Below are 5,807 nucleotides of genomic sequence, written 5' to 3'. Positions count from 1 at the left end.
AGCCGCATAAAAGGACAGATATAAAGAGGGAATAATTCAGATAATCTATTAATTTAATAGGTTTTAACATATTTCAATAGTTTAGTACTAGAATTGAACGATATAAGCTAAGGGGTAATGGGGAATGTTTGCAAACAAATGGACAATAATCGAAGAACTTGATAATATATCAGATCTCGAAATGTTTGTAGAAGTTACGTTATTAACGGGAGCAGTTAGAAAAGGCAGAATTAGTGCAAACAAAGATTATATTATATTGGACGATGAAAGGCGCGGAGATACACATATTATTCCAGTTTCTGCAATTATTTGTGTTTCATATGGGGTTTCCTAAACGAAGATGCCAAAAAAGTATACAGCAAAATAGTGACACTACCGAGTTGAACCAATGGGTCAAAAGAAAATTCTATAGATTGCTATGAGTCTGGATGGATATATTGCAACAAAATCAGGAGATGCGGATTGGCTTATTGACATACCCGGATATGATTTTTATGATCGATTTATAGGGCACATTGGTGCTGTTGTAATGGGAAGGAAGTCCTATGAAATGATCATCTCATTTGGCATCGAATGGCCATACGAATTTGCACGATCATATGTTCTTACAAACAGTAATAAATTTGAAGATACTGACCTTGTGAAGTTTGTCAGCACTCCTGTTAAAGAGCTTGTGGAACGACTATCCTCTGAAACCGGAAAAGACATCTGGATCTTGGGTGGTGGAGAAGTTGTCCGGGAGTTTCTCGACTCCGGTCTTATTGATGAGATCATCATTGGTATAATGCCTGTTCTTTTAGGGGGAGGGAATTCCATTGTTCTGCGAAGGTACTTATAAGACCGAACTGAAGCTACTTGATGTAAAACAGTATGAAAAAGGAATGGTACAGCTTCATTATGAAACATTGGTCTAAAGTTTTCTCACTGATTCAATAAATGTTCTTTCTTAGAAAAACATTATCTACCAGTATTCTCAATATAATTTAGTTAGTTAATTAGTTAAATACTGGTCTGACATTATATCGTTTATATTGTTTAGAAATTCACAGGTATCACAATGCTTGAAAAATTATTCGATCCGGCTTCTGTGGCTGTCATCGGTGCCTCCCGTACGGAAGGGAAAGTGGGGCGGGCGGTGCTTGATAATCTGCTTGAAAGCTACAGCGGCAGGATCATCCCTATTAATCCTAAAGCCGATGAGATCCTCGGTCTGCCATGCTATCCGACAATTCTGGATGCACCTGGGGGAGCAGAGCTTGCAGTCATTGTCGTGCCTGCCGTGCTTGTTCCCGATGCGCTCGATAAATGCGGTCGGGCAGGAGTAAAGAACGTAGTTGTTATTTCCGCAGGTTTCAAGGAGGCAGGTATCGAAGGTTCGAAGCTTGAACGTAGGTGTGCTGAGATCGTAAAGGAACACGGGATGCGTATGGTAGGTCCGAACTGCCTGGGCATCATTGATACGGCATCCGGTCTGAATGCTTCCTTTGCTGCATCCATGGCCAGGAAGGGCAATATCGCAATGATGTCCCAGTCAGGTGCAATATGCACGTCGACCCTTGATTGGGCAGATGCGAGAGGTGTGGGTTTCTCGAAGTTCATCAGTCTTGGGAACAAGGCCGATCTGTCCGAGAACGATTTTCTGCTTGAAATGGCAGATGATGATAATACTGCTGTGATAGCTGCTTATCTTGAGGGTGTGAAAGACGGCCCGAAGTTCATGCAGATCGCCCGCGAGGTTTCCCGGAAGAAACCTGTCATTGTGATCAAATCCGGTAGGACCGCAGTTGGTTCAAGGGCGGTTTCTTCTCACACCGGTACGCTCGCAGGCTCTGATGAAGCTTACAATGCTGCATTTTCCCAAAGTAACGTTATCAGGGCTGATTCCGTTGAACAGCTAATGGACTACATACGTGCCTTTTCCAGCCAGCCAATACCAGATGGTCGTAACATCGCCATCATCACAAATGCGGGTGGGCTTGGTATTCTGACAGCAGATGCTTGTCAGTTCGCGGGGCTTTCCCTTTCATCGTTTAATGAGGACACTATCGGTAAGTTGCGGGGTAAACTTCCTCCTGCAGCCAGCCTTTATAATCCGGTAGATGTTTTGGGGGATGCTCGTCCTGATATCTACGGGTTTGCAATTGAAACGATACTTGATGATCCCAATGTAGATGGTGTTATCCTTCTAACTTCTCCGCAGGCAATGACGGAAATTAAGAGCATTGCGGAAGTGGTTGCCGAAAAATGTGCGGATACGAAGAAGCCCATATTATGCAGTTTTGTAGGCGGGACGCGGATAGAAGAGGGTGACGAAATCCTGAACCATCATCATATTCCGAATTATCCTTTCCCTGAAAGAGCAGTTTCCAGCATGGCTGCTCTATGTGACTATGGTATCATGAGGGAACATGAATATGTTCTGCCTGAGAAGTTCGATGTTGATAAGGAATTTGTTTCTTCCCTGCTAAGGGATGCGATCTCAAATGGCAGACGTACTCTAGGACTCGAATCCTTTGATATTCTCAGGGCTTATGGCATACCTGTGGTGGAAACCCTCAATGTGAAGACATTGCAAGGTGCGTTAGATGCATGTGAGAATATGGGATATCCCGTTGTGATGAAAGTACTTTCTGCTGATATCTCACACAAGACCGATGTGGGGGGTGTTCGCATAGGGCTCGAGAATGCGGATGATGTTGAGCGGGCATACCTCACAATGATGTCGGATGTGAGACGCTACATGCCACAAGCAGTGGTCTCCGGTGTGCAGGTCCAGAAAATGATCACTGGTGGTAAAGAAGTTATCATTGGTATGAACCGGGATGTGCAATTCGGTCCACTGCTTATGTTCGGTCTTGGCGGGACATACGTGGAAGTGCTTAAGGACGTGTCATTCAGTGTTGCTCCTGTTGGAGTGGATGTTCTCAAAAAGATGGTATCATCCATCAGGACATATCCTATATTGACGGGGGTAAGGGGCGAAAGTCCTTCTGATATCGCATCGATCGTTGATACTCTTTGCAGGGTGTCACAACTTGTATCGGATTTCCCTGAGATACTTGAATTTGAGATAAATCCTCTGATGGTGTTGCCTGAAGGTCAGGGATGTGTTGCCATGGACATAAGGCTGACACTTGGAGGCGAATGAATATGCTGACATTATTCAAATTAAAAGAAATGGAGGTTGGGCAGTGTGGCTTCAATATTGATAAGTTCTTCTGAGAAATATTCCGGAAAAAGTTCCCTGTGTGCAGGTATTGGTATTATACTTAAGGACAAGGGTTACTCTGTCGGTTACATGAAGCCGGTGGGTAATATGCTGGTGGATGTAAATGGTGTGCTCTCAGATGAGGATTCGGAGCAGGCACGTAAGCTCTTCGACCTGAAAGATGATATTAAGAACATCACGCCTATCCTTCTTACTGACAACCTTGTGGAAGATGCTCTTGCAGGTGTCGAAAAGCATCTTGATAAGACAATTATCGATGCTTATGGCGAGATATCCAGGGACAAGGATGTTGTTCTTTTGGAAGGTACTGGTGGCATCGGTGGCGGGGCAATATACGGTCTGTCCGACCCGCAGGTTGCTTCTATCATCGGGACCAAGATCCTTCTGGTCGCCCGATATGAATCCATACATGCGGTGGATCGTATTCTTTCTGATATTGAATTGATACACGACCCGGATATGTTCGCAGGTGTCATTCTCAATGAAGTGGATGAAGGACAGCTTGAGCATGTTTGTGAGCTGGTGGTGCCTTTCCTTGAAAATAAAGGGGTCAAGGTGCTTGGTGTGCTTCCAAAGGACACTACCCTTCGTTCGGTCCCTATCTCTGAGATCGTTGAAGACCTTCACGCAGAGGTTCTTGCAGGTTCTGAGAATATCGAGGTGCTTGTGGATCACTATCTTGTGGGAGCAATGGAAGTGAATTCCGCTATCAAGTATTTTAGGCGTACTCCCAATTCTGTTGTGATCACAGGGGGTGACAGGTCTGATATTCAGATGGCTGCGATCGAGGCACGCGTGAAATGTCTTGTCCTGACCGGAAATCTTCAGCCAAGTGCAGCTGTGCTTGGTAGTGCGGATGAGGCACAGATACCTGTGATCCTCGTTCGAGGGGATACGATGTCGACCATTGAAAGAATGGAACGGCTAATAGGGCGTGCAAGGTTCAGGCGTGAACATAAGCTCGGTCGTATGGTAGAGCTTATTAATAACGATGTGAATGTCAAAGAGCTTATGTCGCTGATCGGCCTTTGATGTCCTTCATTATTTATTATTTTTGAAAACATCCTTTGAGATCCCAGATGGATATACATAAATATATATTGGTTTATAGTGTCGTGCATCTCATTAATTTCAATTGCAAATTCAAATTATCAGGATTATATGATCAGTATTACCGGTGATGAATACCTTGACTGCTAAAGATTTTCTCACGATAGACGATTTTGATATAGGGGATAGAACAATTCTTGTGAGGGTGGACCTGAACTCTCCAATGAGCCCTGGCGGTGGCATACTTGATGATATGAGGATCAAAAGCCATATACCGACCCTTAGGGACCTGGAGGATGCGAAGGTGGTGCTGTTAGCTCACCAGAGCCGACCAGGAAAGAACGATTTCACTACTATGCAACTACATGCTGATGTGATGTCCAGTTCATTGGGTAGGAAGGTTACTTATATCGATGATATTTTTGGTAGCCATGCCAGAGAGAACATCGCTTCAATGGAAAAGGGGGATGTTATCCTTCTGGAGAATGTGCGTTTCTATTCAGAAGAAAGCCTGAAAAGACCTGTTAGTGAACATCAGGGAACTCACATGGTGCGAAAACTTGCTCCTCTGTTCGATATTTTCCTGAACGATGCATTTGCGGTATCCCACCGTTCCCAGCTTTCGATCACAGGGTTTACCGGACTTCTTCCTTCCGGGGCAGGCCGTCTCATGGAGAGGGAAATAACTTCTCTGGATGTGAGCCTTAAAGGTTCTGAATCTCCGTGTATATTTGTTCTCGGTGGGGCGAAGGTTGATGATTCCCTCAAGGTGGCTGAGCATGTCCTTTCAAGTGGCGGTGCTGACAGGGTTCTGGTCACAGGCGTTGTCGCAAATGTCGTGCTTGCTGCATCAGGTGTCGATATTGGTGAACCTAATATGAAGTTCATCAAATCCCAGGGATATCTCGACCAGATAGATAAGGCGAAAAATATCCTTGAAAGATTTGCTGGTAAGCTCGGTTTTCCAAGGGATGTTGCTCTTAATGATAATGGGGACAGGATCGAGGCAAAGATCGATGATGTGGCTTCGACGAACCTTCCAATAAACGATCTCGGTCTTGAGACCATTGTGGCATATTCAAGCGAGATCGAAAATGCGAAGACCGTTGTTCTAAATGGTCCTGCGGGCGTTTCCGAGATAGAGGGCTTTGAGATCGGTACATCTGAGATCATCAAGGCTGCAACGAATGCCGGTTATTCAATTGCTGGCGGCGGCCACATTACTGCCGAGGTGCGTAATATGGGGTATGAGAAGATGTTCTCACACATAAGCACAGGTGGCGGGGCATGTATTGATTTTCTTGCCGGGGACAGCTTGCCTGGCATTGAAGCTTTAAAAGTTGCTGCAAAAAGATATAGGGAATTTGAATAAAATCTGTGTGGGGGTTAATATGCTAAGTGCTTCTGAAGGGGAACAGGCCGTAAGGCTTGCAAGGAATACTATTGAGTCATTTCTGAAAGATGGAGAGCTGTCAGAGGCTATCGATCTGCCGGAGGTGTTCGGTGAATTGCGTGGTGTTTTCGTGAC

The 5,807-nt window shown here is 44.9% G+C and carries 5 protein-coding genes; all 5 read left to right on the top strand.

Translation table 11 applies throughout. From position 1 onward, the window contains the following. Positions 1 to 124 precede the first annotated feature (124 nt). The 5 genes from QAS77_RS09935 to QAS77_RS09915 all read left to right on the top strand — a co-directional run bounded on the left by QAS77_RS09935 (position 125) and on the right by QAS77_RS09915 (position 5,651). Complete coding sequence (locus QAS77_RS09935; RefSeq protein ID WP_305065317.1) at positions 125 to 334, top strand: hypothetical protein; 210 nt, start codon at positions 125 to 127, stop codon at positions 332 to 334. 84 nt (positions 335 to 418) lie between these two features. Continuing rightward, positions 419 to 838, top strand: coding sequence for a dihydrofolate reductase family protein (locus QAS77_RS09930; protein ID WP_305065315.1), 420 nt, complete (start codon positions 419 to 421; stop codon positions 836 to 838). A gap of 219 nt (positions 839 to 1,057) precedes the next feature. Beyond that, positions 1,058 to 3,148, top strand: a complete 2,091-nt coding sequence (acs, locus tag QAS77_RS09925; RefSeq protein WP_250868540.1) for an acetate--CoA ligase alpha subunit — start codon at positions 1,058 to 1,060, stop codon at positions 3,146 to 3,148. 45 nt (positions 3,149 to 3,193) lie between these two features. Beyond that, positions 3,194 to 4,261, top strand: a complete 1,068-nt coding sequence (locus tag QAS77_RS09920) for a phosphotransacetylase family protein (RefSeq protein ID WP_250868539.1) — start codon at positions 3,194 to 3,196, stop codon at positions 4,259 to 4,261. A gap of 145 nt (positions 4,262 to 4,406) precedes the next feature. Continuing rightward, complete coding sequence (locus tag QAS77_RS09915) at positions 4,407 to 5,651, top strand: phosphoglycerate kinase (RefSeq protein ID WP_250868538.1); 1,245 nt, start codon at positions 4,407 to 4,409, stop codon at positions 5,649 to 5,651. Positions 5,652 to 5,807: the final 156 nt, after the last annotated feature.

This window comes from Methanococcoides sp. (genome assembly GCF_030594565.1).
GTDB lineage: Archaea > Halobacteriota > Methanosarcinia > Methanosarcinales > Methanosarcinaceae > Methanococcoides > Methanococcoides seepicolus.
Note: the sequence above shows the minus strand (reverse complement) of the source record. Positions and strands in the feature narration are given on the sequence as shown.

Excerpts from the sequence above, each read along its gene's own strand:
- QAS77_RS09935 (WP_305065317.1), top strand. The coding sequence starts at position 125 with ATGTTTGCAAACAAATGGACAATAATCGAAGAACTTGATAATATATCA.
- QAS77_RS09930 (WP_305065315.1), top strand. The coding sequence starts at position 419 with ATGAGTCTGGATGGATATATTGCAACAAAATCAGGAGATGCGGATTGG.
- acs (WP_250868540.1), top strand. The coding sequence starts at position 1,058 with ATGCTTGAAAAATTATTCGATCCGGCTTCTGTGGCTGTCATCGGTGCC.